We start from the raw sequence: 24,887 nt of genomic DNA, 5'->3' as shown, positions 1-24,887 counted from the left end.
TATAAAATGGGGTCGGCGGCTTGATTACCCGGCAAACTTTAGGTTTTCCTTTCAAAACATTAGCGATTGCCCCGGCGTCCTTATCGGCCGGCGCGAACGCGTCAGGCGCTCTCGCTGCTCGGAGCGCCGGCGTCCTTCACGTCCGGCACCCGGATGCGGATCGTCGTTCCTTCGCCCGGCGCGCTGGCGATGTCGAACTCGGCTTCGCCTTCGAAATACATCATCAAGCGGTAATAAACGTTCTTCATGCCGATGTTCTCGCCCATCCGATTCTCCCGATCGCCGTCCTTCCACGACTCCTGCACGCGCTTCAGCGCGTCCGGCGCGATGCCGACGCCGTTGTCCCGCACCGTAAAATACAGAAATCCGTCCCGCGCTTCCGCGCGCACGTCGATGCAGCCTCCGCTCTTCAGCGGTTCGATCCCGTGAATGCTGGCGTTCTCGACGAGCGGCTGGAGCATCATTTTCGGAATCATCCGGTCCGCCGCGGCTTCGTCGACATAGAGGTTGTAATTCAGCTTGTCCCCGAATCGGTACTTTTGGATTTCCAGAAAGCAGAGCACCAGATCCATCTCCTCTTTGATGGTGACCCAGTCCTTGCCCCATTCGAGCGATTTGCGGAACATTTTGGCCATGTTGTGGATAATGCGCGCCGTCTCCTCTTCGCCTTTCATCAGGCTTCTCATCCGAATCGTCGACAGCGAATTGAACAGAAAGTGCGGATTGATTTGGCTTTGCAAAGCATGCAGCTGCGACTGCCGCCGCTTCAGCTCCAAATCTTTGCGCTGGATGTCGGCGACGTACACCTCGTCGATCAGCCGTTTGATCTGCATCGTCATCCGGTTGAACTCCATCGTCAGCTGCCCGATCTCGTCGCGATCCCCTGCGCTCGGCACCGTTTCGAACGAACCGTTCTTCACCTTCTTCATATGCCGCAGCACGCGGACCATCCGGGTGTTGAACGACCTCGTAATGAGCAGAATGATCAGCGTCGGCACGACGATGTTCGGAATCGCGAGATAGATGACGAAGTCGCGCGAGTTGCGCACGGCTTCGAGCACCTCCTGCTCCGACACCGCGAGGACGAGGCGGAGCGATTTCAAATATTCGTTGCTGTACGTTTCTTCGAACAGCATCGCGTCGCTCGGCAGCATCTCCGCGCGGAACGCCGCCTCCCGGAACCGCCACTCCACCGTTTCGTCGCTCGTATATTGAATGACCCCGCGGTCGTCGAGCAAATAGACGTCTCCCTCGAACGAGGCGGAGGCGAAAATTTGCCGAATCGCTTCCGAATGCAGGTCGATCTTGACGATTTTGCGGATGACGCTCTGACCCGCGTAATAGTTCAACTCCCTTACGACGCTGTAAATGTTCTCGTAGCCGAAAACGCCGAATTCGTCGCTCCGCACGATAAGCGGCGTATACGAATTCGGCATGGCGGCCAGCTTCTGATACCACGCGGACTGCATCACCGCGGGCGTCAGCGGCAGCACGTATCCGCCCGGCAGCACGGTGTCGTTGTCCGTGTAAATGGTAATTCCTTTGATCGCTTTGTGGACGGGGGCGTATTTGTTCAGCAGAAAAAAAATGTCCGAGTGATATTTGTCGACATATTGGCTGGCGTTCGCGTACTGCGTCTCGAGCGCCTCGTTGAGGAAGTAGTCCGTGTTGAGCACCGAAGCGATGCCGACCGCCACGTCGATTTGATCGCGAAATTCGGTCTTCGCCTTCTCGAGCGAAATCGAGATGTCGTTCATTTTCTGCTTCTTCACGTTGCTCGTCGTCACATGGTAGAAAATCAAGTTCGTCAGCACGATCGGGATCAGCACGCAGAGGAAATACAAAATCAGCATCTTATCCCGCAGCTTGACGTTGTTGAGGCTCATTTTCGGCATGGGTCCCCGCTCCGCGTCGTTATTTGCCGATGATCGAGGCCCGATATTCGGTCGGCGTTTTGCCCTCGACTTTCTCGAACTGCGCGACGAAATAATCCGCGTTCGTGAAGCCGACTCGGTCCGCGATCTCGTACACCCGCAGTTCCGTTTGGCGCAGCAGCTTCTTCGCCTCCTGCACCCGGTACTGCAGCAAAAATTCGTTGAAATACATCCCGTACGCCTTCTTGAACAGCTGCCCGAGGTAGACCGGATTCATGTAAAATTTCGCCGCGATCGACTTTAAGCTGATATTTTCGCGATAGTGCGCTTCGATATATTGCTTGATTTTATGGATGCCGCCTTTGCCGAACGTCTTGCGCCGCTCCGCGATGCAGCCCGCGCTCTCCGCGACGAATTCGCGGAACAGCTCGCGCAGCCGCGCCAGCGTCATCGGCCGCTTCAATGCCTGCAGCAGCTTCGGCAGCGACGCCAGCGCTTGTTCGTCGCCGCCCATCTGCTGCACCGTCCGGACGAGGCCCATCGCGCAGCGGGCGAGCGACGTGCCGACCGCGTCGGGCGCGAACCGCTGCTCGCGGAACGCTTCGAAGATGCGCGAAGACGCCTCTTCCATGCGGGCGGCGTCGAATTCCTCCACCGCCTCCAGCAGCCGATGGATCAGCGTTTCCTCGAGCTCAACGTATCGGATCGGCACGGCGGCCGCGTCATCGAACGTCGCCGTCCGCCCGTCGGGCAGCGCGAACTTGCGCAGCCGGGCTTCGTTCGCCGTGCGGAACGACTCCTTCACTTGGTCCAGTCGATTCGCCGCCGCGCCGGCGTACACCGTCACCGCCCCGTCCGTCGCGGCGGACAAACGCCTCTGCAGCCCCCGGAGGAAACGGTCGCACTCGGCCTTGTCCCCGAGCCGGGGCCCCGCGGCCACGAAGCCGAAAACGCCGCGCTGCTGCTCGTGCAGCAGCACGGCGGGATAGCCCGCATATTCGGCGATGCGCCGCGCCAGCGTCTCTTTCGTCTCCAGATGGCGCCGGAACGACTCCGCTTCTTCGGCATCGTACGGCGCATCGTTCACCTCCACGATGCAGTAGCGCAGCTCCTGGCCTTCGACGATGCCCATCGCCACCGCCAGCTCGAGCAGCAGCGGCGCATCCGCTCGGCCGGCCAGCAGCTCTTCGAACTTCGTCTCGTTCGATCTGATGTCGCGGGCGGCGGTCAGCCGCAGCTGATCGACGAGCCGGTCCAGCGTGCCCGTCAGCTCTTCCTTGTCGATCGGCTTCAAAATAAAGTCCTGCACGCCGAACCGCACCGCCTGCTGCGCGTATGTAAAGTCGTTGTAACCGCTAACAATTATGAACAGGGGTTCCTGCAGATCGCGCTCCTTCACCTCGCGGATCAAATCCAAGCCGTCCAGCACCGGCATGCGGATGTCGGTCACGACGAGCTCCGGCCGATCCTTCTCGATCCGCTCGAGCGCCTCCTCCCCGTTATCCGCTTCGAGGACCGTGTCGAAACCGTACGCCCGCCAGTCGATAAACTGCCTCAAGCCCTGTCTCGCGAACACCTCGTCGTCGACCAACAGCACCTTGCACACCGTCCATCCCCCCAACCATTCGATTTTTGGGAATTCGTCTCCGCCATGCAATCTTTGGATGGTTTCCATTATATTTGAGTTTCTAGGTCTTGCCTACTAGCGTTTGGCAAACGCTTACAGACCCCTTTGTACCATTATAATCCAGGAACGGCCCCGCATCACCCGGCCCACCTTAGAGGTTCCTTTGAAAACTATAGATTCACGAGGGGCGGCCGCCGCGGCGGCTCGAAACAGTGAGAGTTTCCGCAGGAAAAGGCCTGCCGGGAATAAAATTCCCGACAGGCCTTGCCCGCGCGTTCCGATTAGCAGCAACCCGCCGCCGCGCGGCGTTCCTCTTCGCAGCATGCTTCCGCGTCAGCTTTGTTTTTGTTTGCAGCTTCGTCGCAGCACGCCTCAACGCCCACTTTGTTCGCGGCCTCGTCGCAGCACGCCTCGACGCCCGCTTTGTTCGCAGCCTCGTCGCAGCATGCTTCCGCCGCGGACGCCTCCCCGCCTTCCTTCACCTCTTCGATCACGATCCCGCAGCAATTTTCCTTCTCCTTCTTTTTCCCGAACATACAAACTCCTCCTTGTGTTTAGATTGATATATATGAACCGCACGCCGGCCGGCCGCGGGGTCATATCCAGTAAAACAGCAGTCCCGACAGCGTCGCCATCGACATGACCGACGCCACGAAGGCGACGACGAGCCGGCGGTGGAAAATGGCGTTCAGCATCGCCAGCTCCGGCAAGCTCGCTCCCGCGGAGCTGATCATGAGCGCCATGACCGGCGCCAGCGCCATTCCTTTGGCTACCAGCATGTGGGAGATCGGGATCATCGACGACAGCCGGATGTACAGCGGGATGCCGACGGCCGCCGCGAGCGGCACGAGCCACCACTGCTCGCCGGACAAATGCGCCGCGACCCACTCGCTCGGGACGGCGCCGTGAATGACCGCCCCGATCGCCGCGCCGAGCAGCAAATACGGGTACACCGTCTTCATCAGCTGCATCGTTTCGGCCCAGGCGCCGCGAACGTCGAGCCCCCGCACGCCCGGCGCCGCGCCGCCTTTGACGATGACGCGCTTGACCGCCGACTCGAAGCCGAGCGCTTCGAGCGCGAATCCGATCGCCGCCGACAGAACCGCCGTCGCCGCCGTGTACAGCGCCGCGGCCTTCCAGCCGAGCATCGCCGTCATCACCGTCAGGATCGTCGGGTCGAGCACGGGAGATGCGAATAGGAACGTCATGACGATGCCGAAACGAAACTTTTTGTTCAGCATGCCGACGACCATTGGAATCGTAGAGCACGAGCAGAACGGCGTCACGAACGCAAGCGCCAGCGCCGTCAGCGCGCCGACCGCCGGATGGGAACGGCCGATGGCGCGTTCCATTCGTTCGTACGGCAGGACCCCCTGCAGCAAATTCATGACGAACGAAATGGCGAGAAACAGTGCCGTCAGCTCCAGCGCGATCTCGAGGAAACTTAAGCCGATTTGCTGCCATACCTCCATGTTGTTACCCCTCCACTAAAACAAAATAATTTGATTTATTAATCAAAAAAAATTGATGTTTTGTATGTAGAAAGGCGTCCGGGGCCGCGCCCGGCACGCCGTCAGCAGCAGCCGTTCGGCCGGAACACGCAGCACAGCTGCTCGGACAGCAAGCCGTTGATTTCGGCCGAATCGAGCTCGTAATAGCTCCACGTGCCCTGCGTTTCCCTGCGAATGAGACCGGCATCGTGCAAAATTTTCAAGTGATACGACAGCTTCGATTGCGCCATCCCCACCAGCTCGCTGAGATCGCAGACGCACACCTTGCCGCGCGTCGTCAGCACGTGCATGATTTGCAGCCGCTTCTTATCCGCGAGCGCTTTGAACTTTTGTTCGTACGTTTCGAAGAACGATTCGTCCGGCAGGTCGGCGCCGTTCGATTGTGGCAAAACCGGGATTTCGAATTTCATGGCTGAGCGCCCTCTCCATCAAATTTTCTTGATGAACACATCATACTGCGAATTTCCAAAACTTGCAATAGGTAAATCAAATATTTTTGATTAAATGTCCGAAGCGAGGAGGCGCCGCTCATTTCAGCCTCATCAGCCGCGGCGGCAGCCCGAGCTCGCGCTTTACTTTGCGCCACCACAGCAGCTGCTCCTCCAAGTCGTCGATCAGCTCGTCTACCTCCTCGCGAAGGCGCTCGCGCCGCTCGACCGGAAGCGTCCGCGCCTCCCTCACCGCCTGATCGGTCCAATGCGACCGCTTCGGCACGGCGCGCCGCATGCGCGCGAACCGCTCCTCGACCGTGCGGGACGCCGTCGCCTGCCGCCCGCCAGGGGCTCGGCTCGGCCGCCTCGCCTCCTCGAACGCGAGCAGCTTGCCGGCGGCTTCCTCCGCCGTCCGCGCGACGGCCAGCGGATCGCCGGCGGCGTACGCCGTCCATGTCCCGGCTCGGACGTTCCGCGCGAGCTGCCCGATGCACCGTTTTTTGCCGGAAACCGTCGCGTATACGTAATAGGTTTCCCTGTTCGGCCCGCTCTCGGCTCGGTCCAGTTCGAAATCCATCGTTGCTCCACGCTCCGCCATGTCGTCTTGTTATCTCAGTATTGCCAACGACAAGGCGCTCAATCGTCCTCCCGGTCTTTTCCCTTTCCTTTGCCCCGCTCCTTCCGCTCTTCTTTCTCTTCTTCCCATTCATCGTCCTTCTCTTCGTCTTCTCGCTCGTCGTCGTCCCCGCCGCGGGATCCCCACTCTTTTTTCCCTCGCTTCTCTTCCTTCCGCCCCTCTTTCTTTTCCTCCTTCTCCTCGCGCTTCTCTTCCTCCCGATACCCCGGCGGCGGAACGAACGCCGTCGGCGTCTCGTCCGCGAGAGAGCGCTGCATGATTTCGCGGAAGACTGCAGCAGCGGCAGCGCTCGACGCCGTCAAATAATGCTCCCGGTCCGTTCGATCGAAGCCGATCCAGACCGCTCCGGTCAGCGCGGGCGTGTACCCGGCGAACCACAAATCTTTCACGCCGTCGACGCCGGCGAACTCCGCCGTATCGGGCAGCTGCGTCGTGCCCGTCTTGCCCGCCGTCGGCCAGCCCGGCACGGCGCCCTGCCGCCCCGTCCCTTCGGCGACGGCATGCTGAAGCAGCAGCGTCAGCGTGTACGCGTGGTTCGCGTCCATGACGCGTTCCGCTTCGCCGTCGTGCCGCGCGACGACCTCGCCGTCATGCGTCGCGATCTCCCGGATCGCGTGGGAGCGGCGCAGCTCGCCGTTCGCCGCGAACGCCGAGAACGCCTGCGCCATCTGCAGCGGCGACACGCCCTCGGACAAGCCGCCGAGCGCGATGCTTAAGTTACGGTCGCCGTCCGGCAGCGCGATGCCGAGCTTCTCGGCGAAGGCGCGCCCGCGCTCGACGCCGATCTGGTCGAGCAGCCATACGGCCGGCACGTTCCACGACTGCCGAACCGCCTCCGCCAGCGTCACGACGCCGCGATACCCGCCGTCCCAGTTCGCCGGGCGGTAGCCGCCGAAGTCGACCGGTCCGTCGTACAAGAACGAATTCGGCGTGTAGCCCGCCTCCAGCGCGGGGCCGTACACCGCGATCGGCTTGAACGCGGAGCCCGGCTGCCGCTTCAGCTGGGTAGCGCGGTTGAACGCTCGGTACGCGTCGGACCGCTCGCGCGAGCCGATCAGCGCCCGAATGCCGCCGGTGCTCTGGTCGACGAACGCGGCGCCGCTCTCCGCCTTCGCGCCGTTCGGCGCGTCCGGGAACATCGCCGGATCCGCATACACAGCGGCGGCCGCTTCCTGCACGCCGCGGTCCATCTCCGTCGCGATCACGTAGCCCCCCGCCATCAGCTCCCGCTCCGTCATGCCGTACCGCTCCTCGGCCTCCCGAAGGACGGCGTCGATATAGGACGCGAACGCCGCCTGCCGCTCCCGCTCCGCCGCCTCCACGCTGACGCCGTGCAGCGCGAGCGGCGCCGCCAGCGCCGCTTCCAGCTCCTCGCTCGTGATCATGCCCTGCTCCGCCATCAGCCGCAGCGTAATGTTCCGCCTCTCCAGCGCCCCCTCGGGGTTGTCGACCGGCGAATAGCGCGACGGCGCCTTCGGCAGTCCGGCGAGCAGCGCCGCTTCCGGGAGCGTCAGCTCGGACACGTCCTTCCCGAAGTACGTCCGGCTCGCCGCCTGCACGCCCCAAGCGCCCTCGCCGAAATAAATGGAGTTGAGGTACCGCTCCAGCACTTCCTGCTTATCGTACGACATGTCGATTTTGAGCGCGTACGCCGCTTCCTTCAGCTTCCGCTCGATGCTTTTGTCCGGCGTCAAGAACGCCGTCTTCGCGAGCTGCTGCGTAATCGTGCTCGCGCCTTCCGCGTATTCCCCCTGCCGCAAGTCCACGTACAGCGCCCTCGCGATCGACCGGACGTCCACGCCGGGATGTTCATAATATCGCCGGTCCTCGACCGCCACGATCGCCTGGAGCAGCACGTCCGGCATCCGCTCGATCGACGCCGGCTCGAATTTGCGCACGGACAACCGGTAGATCTCTTCCCCGTCCCGATCCAAAATGACGGTCGGCTGCGCCAAAGGCTCCCCCAGCTTCGACACGTCGAGCGACGTGACATAGGACGCCGCCGTCAAAAACAACAAAGCGGCCGAAAGCGCAGCCGCCCCCAGCCCCCATGTAATCAAGCGCCTCGTGTTCTTTTTCATTCCGTTAACCCTCTCTCGCTTGCTTTCGTTCCCATAACGTTCGAGAACGGGGGGCGATTTCAGGGTGTCAAGGGTAAAAGCGCACGGGCGCTCGCCGTCTGGTAAATCGAGGACTTCACTTGCCGGTCCGACCCTTTTGTAAAGAAAAACCGCAATGCGTAAGTTACTCGCATTGCGGTCATTACTACTGACGAAAGCTATCTGTGGATTCCCACTTCCAAAAACTTGCATCCCGTTAATTTGGATTCTTCTATTCTGTTCCTGACCGATTCGGATACGAAGACCGGAATTTCATCTCCTAATAATTTGAATATGTTCGCATCCCCGATGGCTCCCTCAAGCAGCGTATACTTTTTCACAGACAACACTCTGATATTATTGGCTTCGAAGAAGGTATGATCAGAATGGTCCAAGTCCAGCGCATCTACTACTTTCGTTACATTAACGACATAATAGATCACGGTTTGCCGGGTCTGAGTTTCCACAAGTTTTACGGGCAAAAATTCGACCTGTCCTTCAGCCGTCTGTTGGATGGCCGTCTTAAATGCCTCGGAAACGAGAAACCATCCCATATCGTTGGCGAGGTAATCCGTCAATACCGACCCATCCGCTGCATTGTACTCAAAGGTCACATTCTCGTTCCAATGAACCGCGGGCTTCCCTTTAAGCACGTCAAACTTTTGAATGCCTTGTAAATCGGCAATGGTACAAACGACATCCTCGTTCGATGAAAAGTCCGTCATTAATTTATAATACTTCACCCTTCAGCCTCCCACGAAGATTCGGTTCCTCTGCAGTAAAGCGGCACGTTCATACTATTACTTCTTAGCTTCCCAGTAAGCCTTATACATCATTTCTGGATTGCTTCTAATTTCTCCTTTTAACCCTTCGAATAGTTGCAAAAAGACGTCCTTGTCCCCTGCGGCAACCTCATCAAATCTTTGTAGATTGTCTAAAATATATTGATGGTATGCATCGGGATGTCTGCCCTGATGAGGGAGATACTCTTTATTCCACTTTTCATCAAGCTTTAATCCGTATTTTGTTACTATCTTTTCCATTTGTGCGGTGAACTTTTTACTTTTATTGGTTACATAATGGTGGAGCTGTATCGGCTTTTTCAGATGGACATTTCGTGTTAGTTTAAATCTGCTTCCAACCAAGTCTACCGCCGCTTCAACAAGCATGCCCGGAACAGCTTCTTGTTCCAATTCATACTGCCCTTGGAATATCGCCACAAGTTTTTCCGTAGCCCATGCTGCGTTCCCGTCGGTGTTGTAGTCCGGGTTCCCATTCGTTTTCGTCGCTAGGCTGAATAGCCATTTGAACGTATTATTGGCATCGTTCTCGGCTTCGGGGAAAAACTGTCTCGCTTCAGTACCGAGTTTGGACCTTATCGCCCAAAACGCTTCGCTGCCGCTGCCGACCTTTCTCGCATACTCTATGTTTGCTCTTGCAATGTCACCGCTTCTAGTCAGTCCGCTTGGGTCTGTATAGATCAGCGGGTTATTCTCCACGTACGCATAAGGGTTCTGACTTTGCGGATTCCACATATCCCCCTTATACAAATCCTCGCTTATGAATCGCGCGATTTCCGGCTGATAATACCGAGCGCGCGCGTAGGTCAGTCCGCTGTGGAAATCGTAACCCAATCCTGTGTATCCGAACAGATTATCCGGTCCAGGCCAGTTCGCGTCGAACTTCTTCGCGTCGAGCGGGATGCCGAACTCATCGTAATGGTACCGTGCCGATACGCGGCCGTCTTGCTCGATCAAACCGATCGCGCTGCCGAGCGCATCGGACAAATACCACAGCGTCTTTGGCGTAACCCCTGGTTCGGCTCCTCCGGATCCCGGAGTCGGTTCCCAACCATTGGTCGCGTCGTACGCAGGGAGGTAGGTGTATGACACACGTTCTCCGCCGGCGCCGTACACGAACGTTTCCTTCCATTTGGCCGGATCGGCCTCGGTAATTTGGATCGGTTCCGGAAGCGCTAGGCTGACATCGTTCGTATAGTGGAACTCCCAATGCTTTTTCTTATACTGCATTTCCCAGCCGTCGCGCGGTCCGAAAGGATGTTCCGTCGGGTATTCGCCGTCGACCGGATCGCATTTTTTCGAAAGCCCCGGCGGGACAAAGCCCGGCGGCACGACGCGGCCGCACTTGTCGCTCTTTCCGGTTTCGTTCCCATTACCGTTGCCATTGCCATTGCCATTGCCGTTACCGTTACCGTTGCCGTTGCCAGGTCCATTCCCGTTGCCATTCGGACCGTGGTTCAAATCCAGTATCATCGACACGCGGTTGCCGTCGCCATCGTACCCGTAGCGGGAAATATCGCCGCGCTCGTTCGTATGTTTCACGAGGCGATTCGCCCCGTTCCACACATACTGGTCAAGCACTTCCGGCACAGCCGCCTCAAGGGAAGACAAGGAGGCGAACGGGTCGGGCTCCCCGTATACGTTCGTCACGACCGCATCCCCGTAAACGGAAGCCGTCACGGACCATGTCGGTACGGTCTGCCCGACAACACCGACGGTCTGCAGCAGATTGCCGCGCAAGTCATACGTATATTCTTTATAGTCGGGACCGTTTTGCCAACGGACGAGCTGATCGCCCGCGTTATACACGTATTCCTCCAGGTCGAACAGATCGCCCCACGCCGTCGATTTGGACAATCGATTGCCGACTTTATCGTACGTATACGACGTCGCGATGAGCGACCCGGGGGCGCCATCATTGTACTTATTCACAGCGGTGAGCTGATTCAGCGCATCGTACGCGTATTCGGACACGACGCGGGTGGATCCGGCATCGTCTTCATCGTCCGAATCCTCGATCCGCTCCATCTTCGTCCGGTTGCCGACCGGATCATACTCGTAAATCAATCGCTCGACGGCCTGGCCGTATTGATTCCGATGCGTCAGTTCCAGCAGTTGTCCCAGCGCATCGTAAGCGTAGGCGGTTACGGCGCCGGAAGGCAGCGACTTCGTTGTCAGCAGCCCGCGCGCGTCGTAGGTATACGAGGTGCGGCGTCCTTGCGTGTCGACGACCCCTACAATCCGATCAAGCAGGTCGACCTCGTACGTAACGACGCTGCCGTCCGGATACGTCATGCTCGCGCGTTGGCCGTTCGGCGTCCAGCCGTACTGAATCGTCTGTCCGCGTCCGTCCGTCACGCCCGTCAATCGGGACAACGCGTCATACGTATATGTCGTCGTTCCCGACGCATCGGCCATCGACGTTCTGCGACCGACCTTATCGTACGCATACGATACGGTTTCCCCGTCCGGATACGCAATGCCGGTCAGCCGGTTGGCGAGGTCGTAGCTGTACCTTGTCGTCGTTGCATCCGGATGCGTCACCGACGTGACGTTGCCCATGCCGTCGTACAGCAACGACGTGACTTTGCCGAGCGGATCGATTTGGGATTTCAGCCGGCTGAGTAGATCATACTCATATACGGTAGCTCGTCCTTCGGCGTCCGTCTTGGTTTTCAAGTTGCCCGCGGCATCGTAGGTATACAGCGTCGCATCGCCCTTCGCGTTGACGACCGCCGTTAAGCGACCGAGCGCGTCGTATCGATATTGGGTTACGCCGCCCTTCGCGTCTTTCACCGACGTAATCTGGTCCATTGCGTCGTAACTGAACTCCGTCATCGCGCCCAGGGCATCAATTATCGATGTCACGCGCCCCGCCGCATCGTACGTGTAAGATGTTGCCGCGCCGCTTTCATCGCGTGCGACGGTAACGCGGCCGAGCGCGTCGCGTTCCATCGTCGCCCGATGTCCGAGCGGATCGACAGTCGCGACGAGCAAGCCGCGGTCGTCGTATTCCATCGTCCATACGGCGCCGGTCGGACGCTTCACGCTCGTCAAGCGTCCCGCCTTGTCGTAGCCGTATTCGGTCGTCTGTTCGAGCGCGTCGGTCAGCTTCGTTAATTGGCCGGCTGCATCGTAGGAATAGGAAGTCACGCCGCCGTAATGATCCTTCTCGCTGATCAACCGCCCGAGAGAGTCATATCCGAACTCGGTGACGCCGCCCTCCGGGTCGGTAACCTTCACCGGCAGATTGCGAGCATCATAGGCAATCTCGGTACGTCCTTGACGCGGATCGATGATCGCGGTTACATTGCCGTTGCCGTCGTACTCGTAATCCGTCACGTTGCCTTCCGCGTCGCGCAGCCAATCCACCCGATCGGCGTTGTCGTAGATGAATTCCGTCACCGCGCCGTTCGGCTCGACAATCTTGGTCCGATTGCCTGCCGCATCGTACTCGTACGTCGTGACATTGCCGTACGGATCGGTTACCGACACGAGCCGGTCGAACGCGTCGTACCGATACCCGTAGCCTTCCTGTTCGCGGTTGACGACCGTTGTCAAATTACTGTTCTTATCGTAACCGAACATATCCTTGTAGCCTAGCGCATTGATTCGCTCAACGACCCGATCCCGCGGATCATACACGACCTCGTCTCGACTTCCGAGCGGATCAACGACTGCCGTCACGCGGTGGAACGCATCGCGGATGAATTCCCGGGTATAGCCTTCCGGATCCTTCACGAAACGAACGAATCCTTCGTCGTCGTTGGTCATTTCCGTTCGTTCGCCTTCGCCGTTAATCATCGCGACCGGAAGACCTCGCGCGTCCCGTTCGATCGTCGAGACGCGGCCGAGCGGATCCGTTATCGACACAAGGTTTCCTCGCTCGTCATAGCCCAAAGCGGTTCTGTTCCCGAGCGCATCGACGATTTCCGTCGGTTGGCTCCAAGCGTTATACTGCAGCGTCGTGGCATGGCCCAGGGGATCTGCGGCATACGTCAAATTGCCGAACGCGTCGTATCCGAACGTCCAGGCGTTGCCGTTGCGATCCGTCTTCGCGATCAAATTGTCGTTCGCATCGTACTCGAACCGCTCTACGGTGCCATCGGGATAATGGACGGCAGTCTGACGAAAGCGATCGTCGAACTCGTAAACCTTCTTTCGCCCTAGCGGGTCGAAGGCTTCCGTCTTGCCCTCTTCCGGCAAATACGTCATGCGCGCTTCCCCGCCCGAGAAGTCCTTCTGATACACCACGCGGCCGTTCGCATCGTATTCGTTGACCAGCGTGCCGCTCTCGTTCGGGTTCGTAATACTCGTCATCTGATGCAAACTGTCGTAGGTATAGCGGATCGTTGCGCCGTCGGGCAGCTTCATCGCAAGCAAATCGTGCGTCAGCGCATCATACTCGTACGACACCGTGCGCCCCGCGTGGTCGGTGACCGACGCGATCTTACCTGCGCTTCCGTATGCGAATGACAGGCTCGCCCCGACCGTATCGACCCGCTTTAGCACGGAGCCTTCGTACGACAAGTTTGCGACGTTGCCGTTGTTGTCCGTGATGCGATACAGTGCGCCGTCCTCCCGGAATGCGTACGTCCACAGCTGCGGCGTCTTCATTTCATACGTGCCGTCGGTTAGCTGTTTCAGCGTATTGTAGGTGCCTGCCGGCGTTCGGTACTCGCCGCTGCTTGTTCTTTCATACACAAAGTTAGCCCCATCGGGAGTCAATACCGTCATCGCGTTCGCGCCTTGCCGCACGATCCGCCATTCGAAGGAATGATGCCAGCCGACGCCGACCGCTCCATCATACTTGTCTCGGCTGTGGTACGTCAGTTTCCACTCCAGCGGCATGATCGCCGCAAGAGATAAGTTAGTATGGGAAAAAATAAAGTCCCCGGTCGCCAAATTAATTGGGTCCCAGAAAAGCGGTTTTGGGTAATCGGCCCGATTCGCAATTTTTTCGTATGTCAAATCCTCTAAATCTTCTTCCGTGATGTTGCCCGCCAATGCCGGATCTTGAATAATCAAATTCCAACCTTTGTCGATCGGCCCCGCGCAGCGCTGATCTCCGGTGCATACGTTGACCTCGATGCCGTTATCGGTCGCGATCCGCTCCGCGCCCGCGATCATCGCAGGCACGTTTTCCGCTTTGTAGTAGTATCCTGCCAGCGCCTCCCAGTTCACGTCCCAAGCCGGGGCAACGTACCGCAGCACCTTCACGGGAATAGAAACGCCGGATATGTTTTTATCGGGTTGCTGCGGATGAAAGAAAGGGTTCGTCGCAGCCCGTTCCGCCGTCGCCGTAATCGAGGCGGTCTCGTAAGATCTGAGCGGGACGGCGATTTCCCATTCTCGGATATACTGCTCCGGACGATTGTCGTCGCGGAGCGGAAAGTTCGTGAAATAGTTGTCGATCGACACGGGCTCGTCGCGCCATTCCGGCTTGAGCGCCCATTGTAAATGTTTGTCGTCCGGCATTTTGCCGTATGGAATTTCCACCGTGTATGTGGGCGACGGTCCTGGACTCGGCACCTGTTCGTATCCGTCCCGCATCATGTAATCGATGCGAACCGTCACTTTCGTCCCATGCTCCGCTATGCCGCGGATCCTGTGCACCCCGCTGCCGTTCGCGTCAAGGCTCGGCACGACGTGCACGAAGGCCGGCGCCGGAGGCTTCGGGTTATCCACGCTTACCTCGGTGAAGCCGAAATATTCCGGCGCTCCGCTCGGCACAACGCATACGGTATAGCTTCCGTCCAGCAAGGGCTTCCCGTCGACGTTGCCGTTCCATACGAACAACTCCGTCTCGCCGGGGAACCCGGGTGCTTTCGACCCGACGGAACCGCGCGACACCATCGTATGCGTCGGAGGGTATACCATATTGCCCTCTTCGTCCTCGTACGGCTCTCCCCGTTGTTCCGGAGGGATTTCTTCTACTTCGCATGCCTCGATCGACGATGTGTGCGGTTTGACGCCGTAGTTCCACGTAATGTTGGCGTTCCCGCCATAAACGGTAACCAGCTTCGCCGGCGCTACGCCGACCGTCGTTGCCGCCAGCGCTTTGCCGGGCCCCAACCCGGGGAAGATCGGCACGCCGGGAAGTACGAGCGACGCAATGAGCAAAATACTGATCGCTTGGCGCCACATGAGGCGGCCCGTTCGATGCATGGCAAAGAATGTCCTCATTCTTTCACACCCCTTCTACAAGTCGCCCGCCACCCGGAGCAGGCGGTACATGACCGTCGCCGCCTCGGCGCGGGTAGACGACGCATGCGGCAAGAACTTGCCGTCCCTGCCTTGGATCAACCCGAGCGCTGCAGCCGTCGCAGCGGAAGTTCTCGCCCAGTCGCTGATCGCCGACGCGTCGTCGAAAGGCAAATGCGATTCGCGCTCCGATATCGGCCGCTGCCGTTCCAGCGCCCGCACGAGCATCGCCACCATCTGCTCCCGCGTCAAGGCGCTTTCCGGATCAAATGTGCCGTTCGACCCTTGCACGATTCCGGCGCGAGCGGCGGCATTGACCCAAGGAGCCGCCCAGTGCGAGGCGGCGACGTCGGTGAACGACTGGCCCCCGTCCGTCTCCGGCTCAATGCCCATTGCGCCAAGCAGCATTTTCGTAAACTGCGCTCGCGTCAGCGTCGCGTCCGGCGCGAACCGAGTCGCTTCCATACCGTTCACGATTTCTAACGCAGCCAATATTTCGACGGGACGTTCCGCCCAGTGTCCGACCGTATCGGAGAAGGCGACGTCGTAGACGAATGCCGCGTATGTGCCGGACCTCGTGAGCGATGCTCGAATTTCGAATGTTTCGGCATCCGCCGTTCCGCCGATCCGCTTCCACTCTTTGGCCTCCGCTTCCCATCTATAAATCGACATCTTTTCCCGCTCTTCCTCCGACCAGCGCAGCCCGTCGAACTTGAGCGCCAACTCCGCAGGCTTGTCCTTCGGCAGCGTTCGCCCGTCCAAATCGACACGCCACGCGAGGGTCGCCCCGCGTTTCACCCCGAGCTCGGTCTTCGCTTCGTTCGGCGCTTGTATAACGGCATCCATTTCGAAGCGAGCCTCGACCTCCGATTCCAGAGCACCGGCCGGAATAACCAGCCGGGCCGTTCCGTCCTTCGACGTAAGCACAGCCCCCATCGGTCCCGCCCGCACCGGCGACGCCTCCGCCTTCCGTTCCGTTGTCGCGGACAGCGAATCGCGGTCCCTGCTCTCGCCTTCGGTCCTCTCGGCAGGAGCGGGTGCCGACATTTCCAGCGAACGCGCCACCAGCCGCCCATCGGCCGCCTTCATAATCAGACGGTCTCCCGCGAAAGACACCGTATGAATGACATGATCCCCGCGCGCAACTTCATAGGTTTGTTTCGCCGTCAGATCGACGCCCGTTAGTCGGGGCGTTCCGGCATTCCACTCCACCCAAGCCGCATGTCCGTCGCCGAGGTACAGATTCGGGTACTCCACTTCCTTTTTCGACTTTGTCGTCAAGTCGACCGGCGCGGCGCCCGCATCGCTTGGATCCAGGAGGACATACTTGGTGCGGTTGTCGAGATCGCTTTCCTTCCATAGCACCTGCTTTCCGTTATAAGTCAACTCGGCAGGATACAAGTGATATGGAAGATCTACTAAACTCTTCGTTTCCCCGGTTATCAAGTGATGCAAGGCGATATCTCCGTCGCCGGTAATAAAAGCGATATTTCCGTTCACGACCGTAGGCTTGGTACCAAGACCGAGCGGCGTTTCCTTCCTTGCCGATAAATCGTAAGCGTACATCTCGCCCTTCCACGTCTGATACCATGCGACATGATCCCCCGACACGCTGAGGCCGACGTGCGGCGCAATGACCGAAGACAACTTTACTTCCTCTTGCGAATTCATATAATACGCGAGCACATCCCACATCCCCGAACCGGAACCCAGATACTTCTTGTCGATCCATACGACGACGACCTCGCCCGACGAGGTGACCGTCACGCGCGGCAAATCCTTCATGGACGGGTAGTTTGTAACTTGTTTCTCCACCCCGGTGGATAAATTCCGATAGAAAATATTTTGGCGTCCCTTTCCGTCCTCCTCGTACCACACCATGTGCTCGCCCGAGATGTACGTGCCTTCCCCCGCCTTGCTCGCGACCGGCTCGTCCGTAACCGCGAACGAAGTGTCCGCGTACGCGACGAAAGCGGCGCCCCCACACACTGCCGTTAAACACAAGCCAATCGCGAACCTTCGTGCGAACTTCGGCAACAACCTTCTACCCATGTCTTCCTCTCTCCCCTGCCTTGCAAAAATAAAAAGCTCCCGAGGCCATGGTCAGGCGCTCAGGAGCGTAGATAAGCAGAAAGCGGCTACGACATTGTTCCTTGAGCAACCTGGCGATCTTTTCCCTGCTCGGGCAGGGAGGAAGACCCATGGCTTTGCGTCATCGTCTTTCGACGATTTTGCCTTTGTTCCAAAAGAACTACGAAAATTGTAGCTTTCGGCAATAGAATAGTGGAAAACTTTGCCGTAATCAATTAAAAATTTCATAATTTTGGCGATTTTTGCTCCTTCGGTCATGCAACCAATGTCCTCGGGAGCATCGGTGGACGCCATCTGCAAACAAAAAAGCCCCGAAGCCGGAGCGGCTTCAAGGCCCTTCATATCCTTCTTTACTTCTGCGTAACCTCGCTGTGCACCGTCAGCTCGCCGTCCTTCTCGTCGATGAGGACGGTGTCGCCTTTCTTGATCGTGCCGCGGAGCAGCTCCTCCGACAGGCGATCCTCGATGTGCTTTTGGATCGCGCGGCGCAACGGACGCGCGCCGTACGTCGGGTCGTAGCCTTCCTTCGCGAGAAACTTCTTCGCCGAGTCCGTCAGCGAGAAGTCGATCTCCTGCTGCTTCAGGCGCTTCCGCAGCTCTTCGGACATGAGCGAGACGATTTGGGCGATGTGCGTTTCGTCGAGCGGGTGGAACACGATCGCTTCGTCGATCCGGTTCAGGAACTCCGGACGGAAGCTCTTCTTGAGCTCGCCGAGCACCTTCTCGCGCATCGCTTCGTATTGGTTCTTCGTCTGCGCTGCCGCGTCGCCGGCCGTGAAGCCGAGCGTCGCGCCTTTCTTGATCGTATCCGCGCCGACGTTCGACGTCATGATGATCAAGGTGTTGCGGAAGTCGACCGTGCGGCCTTTGGAGTCCGTCAGCCGTCCGTCTTCCAGCACCTGAAGCAGGATGTTGAACACTTCCGGATGCGCCTTCTCGATTTCGTCGAGCAGGACGACGCTGTACGGCTTCCGGCGCACCTTCTCCGTCAGCTGGCCGCCTTCTTCGTAACCGACGTATCCCGGAGGCGCCCCTACGAGACGGGACGTGGAGTGCTTCTCCATGTACTCCGACATGTCGATGCGGATGACGGCGTTCTCGTCGCCGAACATCGCTTCCGCGAGCGCGCGGGCGAGCTCCGTTTTGCCGACGCCCGTCGGGCCGAGGAAGATGAAGGAGCCCATCGGGCGCTTCGGATCCTTAAGGCCTGCGCGGGAGCGGCGGACGGCGCGGGAGATCGACTTGACCGCTTCGTCTTGGCCGATGACGCGGTTATGCAGGATCTCTTCCATTTTCAGCAGGCGTTCGGTTTCTTCTTCGGCGAGCTTGACGACCGGAATGCCGGTCCAGCTCGCGACGACCTGGGCGATATCGTCCGGCGTCACTTCGGAGTCCGTGCGGCCTTGCTTCTCTTTCCACTCGTTCTTCGTTTCCTCGAGCTCGTCGCGCAGCTTCTGCTCCGTGTCGCGGAGCGCGGCCGCCTTCTCGAACTCTTGGCTCTGCACCGCGGCGTCCTTCTCCTTGCGGATGTCTTCGAGACGCGATTCGAGCTGCTTCAAATTCGGCGGAACCGTGTACGTGCGCAGGCGCACCTTCGAGCCCGCCTCGTCGATCAGGTCGATCGCCTTGTCCGGCAAGAACCGGTCGCTGATATAGCGATCGGACAAGCGCACCGCTTGCTCGAGCGCCTCGTCCGTAATTTTCACGCGGTGATGCGCTTCGTACCGGTCGCGCAGGCCGCGGAGGATCAGGATCGCTTCGTCCACCGTCGGCTCGTCGACCGTGATCGGCTGGAAGCGGCGCTCGAGCGCGGCGTCCTTCTCGATGTACTTGCGGTACTCGTCGAGCGTCGTCGCGCCGATGCACTGCAGCTCGCCGCGCGCCAGCGCCGGCTTCAGGATGTTCGACGCGTCGATCGCGCCTTCCGCGCCGCCCGCGCCGATGAGCGTGTGCAGCTCGTCGATGAACAGGATGATGTTGCCCGCTTGGCGGATCTCATCCATGATTTTCTTCAGGCGATCTTCGAATTCGCCGCGGTATTTCGTGCCCGCCACGACGGAGCCCATATCGAGCGTCATGACGCGCTTGTCGCGCAGCGTCTCCGGAATTTCGTTCGCCACGATGCGCTGGGCGAGACCTTCCGCGACGGCCGTCTTGCCGACGCCCGGCTCGCCGATGAGCACCGGATTGTTTTTCGTCCGGCGGCTGAGCACCTGGATGACGCGCTCGATTTCTTTCGCGCGGCCGATGACCGGGTCGAGGTTGCCTTCCTTCGCGACCGCCGTCAAATCGCGCGCCAGGGAATCGAGCGTCGGCGTGTTGACGTTCGCCGGCGTGCCGCTGTGGCTGCCGGACGACGCTTCGCTGCTGCCGAGCAGCTGCAGCACCTGCTGGCGCGCCTTGTTCAGGCTGACGCCGAGGTTGTTCAGCACGCGCGCCGCCACGCCCTCGCCCTCGCGGATGAGACCGAGCAGAATATGTTCCGTGCCGACGTACGTATGCCCCAGCTTGCGCGCTTCGTCCATCGACAGTTCAATAACCTTCTTCGCGCGAGGCGTATATGCGATATTGGTAGGCTGCTCCTGGCCGCGGCCGATGAGCGCCTCCACTTCGTCCTGAATTTTCTCGAGACCGAGGCCGAGACCGATCAGCGCCTTGGCGGCGATGCCGTCTCCTTCGCGAATGAGCCCGAGCAGGATGTGCTCCGTCCCGATATTGTTATGGCCTAACCGTACCGCTTCTTCTTGCGCCAGCGCGAGCACCTTCTGCGCACGTTCCGTAAAACGTCCAAACATCATAAATATACACCTCCAAGAAGGATGAAAATCCAAGGGATGGTTTCGATCAGGATCGATGCGCAAGCCGCTCCCGGAACAGCCGCGCGCGGTGCAAGTCCCTCTCTTCGGGACTGAGCGCCCGCCCGTAATGCTGCTGCAAGTACCCGGGCTGCGTCATGACGAGCAGCTCGTTCATCACGTTCGGCTTGAGCCCCTCGATGATGCCGAGGTCGACCCCGAGGCGTACGTCGGATAACCGCTGCGCCGCCTCCTTCGAATCGATAACTTCAGCATAACACAAAATGCCAAAAGAGCGACGGATTCGATCCGTTAATTTCACGCGCGATTCGTTCATGAGCTTCTGGCGGGACGCCTTCTCGTGCTCGATGATTTGCCGCGCGACGCCGTGCAGATTGTCGATGATTTCCTCTTCGGTCTGCCCGAGCGTAATTTGGTTGGAGATTTGAAAAATATTCCCCATGACCTCGCTGCCTTCCCCGTACAGCCCCCGAACCGCGAGACCGACCTGCTGGATCGCCTGCAAAATGCGGTTCATCTGCTGCGTCATGACGAGCGCGGGGAGATGCATCATGACCGAGGCGCGAATGCCGGTGCCGACGTTCGTCGGGCAGCTCGTCAAGTAGCCGTATTTCTCGTCGTACGCGTAGTCGACCGTCGCTTCGAAAATATCGTCGATCTTCTCGGCGACCTCCCAAGCTTCTTTCAGTTGAAAGCCCGGGTACAGCACTTGGATGCGCAAATGGTCTTCCTCGTTCACCATGATGCTGATCGCTTCGTTGTCGCTCAGGATGACGGCGCCGTTGCGCGCCTCGTTCGCGAGGTTCGGCGAGATGAGATGCTTCTCGACGAGCACCCGCTTCTCGAGCTCGTTCATCCCGGTGAGCGTCAGCAGATCAAAGCTCCCGACGTTGTTCAGCCGCTCCCCGGTCAGCACCTGCGACACCCGGTTCAGCACCTCGGCCGACTGCTGGTTCGTCGCCAGCATCGGGAACGGTTCGTTGCTGACGTTCCGAGCGATGCGAATGCGGCTGGAGATTACGATATCCGAATCGGGTCCGTCCGCCTGCATCCAACCGCTCAACGCGTGTTCCGTATATCTGCTCATGCCGTGGCTCCTTCCCGCTAGTTGGCCGCCTGCTTCTCGAGCTCGCGGATTTGATCGCGCAGCTTCGCGGCCGCTTCGAACTCCTCCTGCTCCACCTTCTGCGCCAGCTCCCGCTTCAGCTGATCGATCTGCCGGCGCAGCTGCACCTGCTTGCCGACCCGCTTCGGCACTTTGCCGACGTGCACCGTATTGCCGTGCACTCGCTTGAGCAGCGGCGTCAAGCGGTCCTGGAAATGCTTATAGCACTCCCCGCAGCCGAAGCGGCCGATTTTGCCGAACTGCGCGTACGTCATGCCGCAGAAATCGCATCGCGGCTGCGCCGCCTTCTGGGCCGCGCCGGCTTTGCCGCTCGGGTCCAGCTCCATGAGGCCGGAGAGCAGGTTATGGATCGAAAATCCGCCCGCCGTGCCGGGGATGAGTTCGCCTTTTTCCCGCGCGCACGTTTCGCAGAAATGAAACTCCGTCTTGTCGCCGTTCACAATTTTCGTAAAATGCAACGTAGCGGGACGCTTCCCGCATTCTTGACAGAGCATTCCGGTCGTCCCCTTTCGTGGTCGAGGGTGGTTACTTCGTGAGAAGGGCCACAAGCATCGCCTTCAGCAGCCGCGCCCGCGCTTCGTCCCGCTGCGGCAGCTTCAGCGCGATCGTATCCCGATGCACCGCCGCCCGCAGCATATTCGCTTCCCGGCACGACACCAGCTTCGCCTCTTCCAGCCGGTAAATTAACCCTTCCGCGGCCTGCTGGTCGATCTGCGCGCCGATCGTTCGGGACACGTGCACGTGAATTTCCTCGTGCACGGGAAGATCGACCTTCTGGATGCGAATATAGCCGCCGCCGCCGCGTTTGCTCTCGACGAGGTAGCCCTTGTCGAGCGTGAAGCGCGTGCTGATGACGTAGTTGATCTGCGAAGGCACGCACTGGAACTGCTCGGCCAGCTCGTTCCGCTGCAGCTCGATGATGCCGTCGGGGCTTTCCTGCAGCAGCTGCTTCAAATATTGTTCGATCATGTCGGACGTATTCCGCATGATGTGGCCTCCATCTTCGAGTGCGCCGAAGTCAACACGGCGCTCTCCCTTGCGTTGACTTTGACTTTCTTTGACTTTAATTACATTATAGCCAATATTTTTACGATTGCAAGTGCCTCGAAGCTGCCGGCGCGTCAGGAGTAAATTTGCCCCTAGTTGAACCCCGCCTTCGGTTTTGACAAAAAAAGCTCTATCCAACAGTATGTACAAAAAAGCCCTCTATAACATTGTTTGGAGATCCTAAATCGAAAATATTTTTCGTTGCGCGAAGGCCGCCGCGCCTGCGAAACGACAAAAAAACTGGTCGAATCCCTGTCTCCCGAAACGAAGACATGGACGACCAGCTTTTCGCAGTCATCAAAATCCGATCAGCGCGCCGCCGTCGACCGGCAGTACGACGCCGTTAACGAATTTCGCGGCGGGCGAAGCAAGGTAAACGCCTGCCCAGCCGATATCCTCCGGCTTGCCGAACGTCCCCATCGGCGTGCGTTTCAAAATTCTCGATGCGCGTTCTTCATCGCCGGCCAGCGCTTTATGCAGCATCGGCGTTTCGATCCAGCCCGGCGCGATGGCGTTTACGCGAATGCCGTGAGGGGAAACCTCGCTCGCCAACGACCGCACCATGCCGAGGTACGCCGATTTGGCCGCCGAATAGGCAATAATGTTCGGCATGCCGATGAAGGACGACATCGATGCCTGAAAAATGATGCTGCCTTTTTTCCGAACTTTCATCCCTGGTACGACTGCCCTTGTTAAAGCGAGCGCGCCCATTACGTGCACCTGAAAAATATTCATGAACTCCTCGTCGGACGTCTCTTCGACCGGCTTCTTCAAATGATTGCCCGCGTTGTTGACGAGCACGCTGATCGGGCCCGTTCGCTCTTCGAGCTCCCGCACGAATTGCGCGCTTCGACTCGTATCGGTAATATCGAACGACTCGTACCGGAAGTTCGGTCCCAGTTCTTCCGCGATCAATTGCACCTCTTGCGCAGGCTTCCTTCCGATTGCGATCACCTCTGCGCCCGCTTCCACGAAGCAAGCGGACATAGCCAAGCCGATCCCTGTAGCGCCGCCCGAAATGAGCGCACGCTCCCCTGCCAATGTAAATGGATTCATCATCGTCCCTCACCTTTCGCACGCGGCATTCGATTGTTGATACTTGTACGGTATGTAATATTCCTTGTGGCCCAGCTGCTCGGACTTCGTAAGCGTTCCGCCGCAAACGTCGACGACCAGTTGCTCCAATTCCAAGGTCAATTCATCCATCGTTTTGTCCCCGGTGAGCGCAGGCCAAGCGCCGAAGTCGATATCTTCCTGCATCATTCGGTGCGTCTGCTGGTTCCCGGTGATTTTGATGACCGGCGCCACCGCGCTGCCTACGACCGTCCCTCGACCGGTCACCATGAACAACAAATGCGCACCGGTCGACGCCAGCGCGGTCAAGCCTTCGTTATCGTTCGGATTCGTGTACCCATATTGCATCCAGTGCGGATCCGGCGTACTGTCGAGCAGCCACAGCCCGTTGTGCGGAGGCCTTTGCGACACCTTGATCACGCCTTCGATCGGCCTGCTTCCGCTTTTGATCACGGCCCCCATGCTCTTTTCCTCGATCGTCGTCAAGCCGCCGGCGAAATTGCCTGGCGAGACGGAATATTGCTTGACGCTTCTGCAATAGTCCATCATTTTGTCATAGGCGAAAGCAAGCTGCCGTTTCGCCGCATCGGTCCTTCCCCGCCCGACGAGAACGTCCCGCAGCCCGATCGCCTCGACGATTTCTTCGAAAATCGCGCTGCCGCCATCGTCTACAAGACGGTCGAAAAATCGTCCCACCACCACATTGCCTGCAAGCCCCGACGTAAAGTCCGAACCGCCGCATTCCGCGCCGATGATCAGATCCGAAACATCCATCGGAACTTCGACGGTATCCTGCTTCAGCCGTTCCGCCAGGTCCTCCACATGTTTAATGCCTGCTTCGATCGACGAGCGGGTGCCGCCGGTTTGCTGGATAAGAATCGAACATGCCGGCTTGCCCGCTTCCTCCGCTTTCTCCGCAAGCAGCTTCGCTTGGATGTACTCGCAGCCCAGCCCGATGGTCAGAACCGCCCCCACATTCGGATGCCGGATCATGGCGAGCAGCATGCGAACCGCATAGTCGTTATCCGTACAGCCGGGAAATCCGATCACATCGACATCCGGTTCGCGATACCGGTAATGCTGCCCAACCTCCTTCGCCACGAACGAGGCGCACTCCACCGTATAGATGACTAGAATTTTATTGCGAATACCCTTCGAGCCGTCCTTGCGCAAGTACCCTTTCCAGCTTTGCGGTTTGTACAACGCTTCCACCTCGCTATTCATAAGGCGTATCGGTCGGAGCGCCAGTTTCCGGATCCAGCGTCGACGATCGCTCGTCGAACGCGCTCCTGCAGTTATGCAGGTGCACCCACTCCCCCGGCGCTATGGGTTTGGTCGCAATCCCGATGCTAACTCCGTATTTCACGACAGGCTCTCCGGCCTCGATGGGCTTTACGGCGATTTTATGCCCTTTCGGAATGTCCGCAGCGATCGTAATCTGTTCCAGCTCGGACTGTCCCGTGATGCGCACGACTCCGGGCTCCAACGCCTGCAGGGAGGTACATACATTGTCGTTTCGGTCGATTTGGAAAGCGATGGAAGAGTTCAAA

General features: G+C 59.1%; 17 protein-coding genes and 1 riboswitch. All 17 genes read right to left on the bottom strand.

The annotated features are described in order from the left end of the window. Positions 1-101: 101 nt before the first annotated feature. Positions 102-1,895: a sensor histidine kinase gene (locus VE009_RS21625; RefSeq protein ID WP_325011297.1), complete on the bottom strand. Its 1,794-nt coding sequence runs from the start codon at positions 1,893-1,895 to the stop codon at positions 102-104. Between the two features lie 19 nt (positions 1,896-1,914). After that, on the bottom strand, positions 1,915-3,480 hold the full coding sequence (locus VE009_RS21620; protein WP_325011295.1) for a response regulator transcription factor: 1,566 nt from the start codon (positions 3,478-3,480) through the stop codon (positions 1,915-1,917). Positions 3,481-3,782: 302 nt separating this feature from the next. After that, the gene (locus VE009_RS21615) at positions 3,783-4,037 is read right to left on the bottom strand and encodes a hypothetical protein (RefSeq protein ID WP_325011293.1); all 255 of its coding nucleotides are present in this window, start codon (positions 4,035-4,037) and stop codon (positions 3,783-3,785) included. A gap of 60 nt (positions 4,038-4,097) precedes the next feature. Continuing rightward, complete coding sequence (locus VE009_RS21610; protein ID WP_325011291.1) at positions 4,098-4,973, bottom strand: permease; 876 nt, start codon at positions 4,971-4,973, stop codon at positions 4,098-4,100. Between the two features lie 101 nt (positions 4,974-5,074). Beyond that, positions 5,075-5,422 carry a metalloregulator ArsR/SmtB family transcription factor gene (locus VE009_RS21605; protein WP_325011289.1) on the bottom strand — a complete coding sequence of 116 codons (348 nt, stop codon included), beginning with the start codon at positions 5,420-5,422 and terminating at the stop codon, positions 5,075-5,077. A 118-nt stretch (positions 5,423-5,540) separates the two neighbouring features. After that, the gene (locus VE009_RS21600; RefSeq protein WP_325011287.1) at positions 5,541-6,020 is read right to left on the bottom strand and encodes a hypothetical protein; all 480 of its coding nucleotides are present in this window, start codon (positions 6,018-6,020) and stop codon (positions 5,541-5,543) included. A 59-nt stretch (positions 6,021-6,079) separates the two neighbouring features. Continuing rightward, positions 6,080-8,161 (bottom strand): PBP1A family penicillin-binding protein, encoded by a 2,082-nt coding sequence (locus VE009_RS21595; protein ID WP_325011285.1) that lies wholly within the window; start codon positions 8,159-8,161, stop codon positions 6,080-6,082. 197 nt (positions 8,162-8,358) lie between these two features. Then, positions 8,359-8,922 carry an imm11 family protein gene (locus VE009_RS21590; protein WP_325011283.1) on the bottom strand — a complete coding sequence of 188 codons (564 nt, stop codon included), beginning with the start codon at positions 8,920-8,922 and terminating at the stop codon, positions 8,359-8,361. 57 nt (positions 8,923-8,979) lie between these two features. Further along, a complete protein-coding gene (locus VE009_RS21585) occupies positions 8,980-15,165 on the bottom strand; it encodes a DUF6531 domain-containing protein (protein WP_325011281.1) in 6,186 nt (2,061 codons plus the stop codon). Between the two features lie 15 nt (positions 15,166-15,180). After that, positions 15,181-17,235 (bottom strand): S-layer homology domain-containing protein, encoded by a 2,055-nt coding sequence (locus VE009_RS21580; RefSeq protein ID WP_325011279.1) that lies wholly within the window; start codon positions 17,233-17,235, stop codon positions 15,181-15,183. Between the two features lie 101 nt (positions 17,236-17,336). Further along, positions 17,337-17,429: riboswitch (cyclic di-GMP riboswitch) on the bottom strand. 195 nt (positions 17,430-17,624) lie between these two features. Continuing rightward, complete coding sequence (locus VE009_RS21575) at positions 17,625-20,072, bottom strand: ATP-dependent Clp protease ATP-binding subunit (RefSeq protein ID WP_325011277.1); 2,448 nt, start codon at positions 20,070-20,072, stop codon at positions 17,625-17,627. Positions 20,073-20,118: 46 nt separating this feature from the next. Continuing rightward, positions 20,119-21,177 (bottom strand): protein arginine kinase, encoded by a 1,059-nt coding sequence (locus VE009_RS21570; protein WP_325011275.1) that lies wholly within the window; start codon positions 21,175-21,177, stop codon positions 20,119-20,121. Between the two features lie 17 nt (positions 21,178-21,194). Then, positions 21,195-21,710 carry a UvrB/UvrC motif-containing protein gene (locus tag VE009_RS21565; RefSeq protein ID WP_325011273.1) on the bottom strand — a complete coding sequence of 172 codons (516 nt, stop codon included), beginning with the start codon at positions 21,708-21,710 and terminating at the stop codon, positions 21,195-21,197. A 31-nt stretch (positions 21,711-21,741) separates the two neighbouring features. Further along, positions 21,742-22,203: a CtsR family transcriptional regulator gene (locus VE009_RS21560; RefSeq protein WP_325011271.1), complete on the bottom strand. Its 462-nt coding sequence runs from the start codon at positions 22,201-22,203 to the stop codon at positions 21,742-21,744. Positions 22,204-22,560: 357 nt separating this feature from the next. Continuing rightward, positions 22,561-23,322, bottom strand: coding sequence for an SDR family NAD(P)-dependent oxidoreductase (locus VE009_RS21555; RefSeq protein ID WP_325011269.1), 762 nt, complete (start codon positions 23,320-23,322; stop codon positions 22,561-22,563). 6 nt (positions 23,323-23,328) lie between these two features. Then, complete coding sequence (locus tag VE009_RS21550; protein ID WP_325011267.1) at positions 23,329-24,540, bottom strand: UxaA family hydrolase; 1,212 nt, start codon at positions 24,538-24,540, stop codon at positions 23,329-23,331. Between the two features lie 13 nt (positions 24,541-24,553). Beyond that, the gene (locus VE009_RS21545) at positions 24,554-24,886 is read right to left on the bottom strand and encodes a UxaA family hydrolase (RefSeq protein WP_325011265.1); all 333 of its coding nucleotides are present in this window, start codon (positions 24,884-24,886) and stop codon (positions 24,554-24,556) included. Position 24,887: the final 1 nt, after the last annotated feature.

Origin of the sequence: Paenibacillus sp. (assembly GCF_035645195.1) — a bacterium.
GTDB lineage: Bacteria > Bacillota > Bacilli > Paenibacillales > YIM-B00363 > Paenibacillus_AE.
This window is presented reverse-complemented; position numbering and strand designations above follow the sequence as displayed.